2 protein-coding genes are annotated in these 915 nt (G+C 48.2%); one reads left to right on the top strand and one right to left on the bottom strand.

Annotated features, from left to right (window positions below; genetic code table 11):
* A partial coding sequence (locus R7R24_RS25405) for an AI-2E family transporter (RefSeq protein ID WP_318119875.1) occupies window positions 1-302 on the top strand: 302 nt, incomplete at its 5' end.
* Between the two features lie 32 nt (window positions 303-334).
* On the opposite strand, the gene R7R24_RS25400 is transcribed toward R7R24_RS25405, so the two are convergent.
* On the bottom strand, window positions 335-915 hold a 581-nt coding region (locus R7R24_RS25400; RefSeq protein WP_318119873.1), incomplete at its 5' end, for an EAL domain-containing protein.

Here is a 915-nt window from a genome sequence, read left to right as displayed (position 1 = left end):
ATTTGGGACCAGTGATGTCGATGGTGAGCTTTGGTTTTGTTGCGTATCTGCAGTTAGATTCGGTCAGTTTTATGCTGACAGTGGTGTCGATATATCTGTTGCTGAATTTAATCGAGAGTCAGTTTGTCACCCCAACTTTGTTAGGGAGGCGGTTTAACCTCAACCCGTTAGTCATCTTTATGTGGTTGGTCTTTTGGGGTTGGTTGTGGGGCGGAATGGGGCTGTTGATTGGCGTGCCGCTGTTGGTGTGCATCAACATTTTAGCGGATCGTTTGGCGCTTTGCGGTTCGACGAACATCTAACCGCAAAGTTGCCAGTGTATTGAACGTTGTGCTTAGTTAAATAACTTTTCCGCCGCAACGGGTGGGCTGAATAAATATCCCTGACCGTAGATACAACCTTTGTCGACCAAGTAAGCCACTTGTTCTGGCGTTTCGATGCCTTCCGCCACGACTTTGAGTGAAAGCGTAGTGCCCATCGCAATGATGGCGTTAACAATGGCGTTGCTGTCGTTGTCGTTAGGCACATCACTGACAAACGACCGGTCGATTTTCAGTTTGTTGATTGGCAAACCTTTGAGGTACGACAGCGAAGAATAGCCTGTGCCGAAGTCATCCAACGAAATCTCGATTCCGAGTTCACACAGCTGATTTAGCGATGCGATGGCCAGTTTTGGATCGATAAGCAAAAAGCTTTCGGTAATTTCCAGCTCCAAGCGATGCGCCGGGAATCCCGTTTCACGAAGGATGGTTTTGAGCTTGTTGATGAAGCGCGACTGTTGCAGTTGAAGTGCTGATACATTGACTGCAATTTTGCCAAATTGAACGCCTCTCGCCAGCCAGTCAGTCCCTTGTAAACAGGCGTCTTTGAGTACCCATTCGCCGATGCTTTGAATCAAGCCCGTCTTCTCTGCGA

This window comes from Vibrio sp. 704, assembly GCF_033339295.1.
This window is presented reverse-complemented; position numbering and strand designations above follow the sequence as displayed.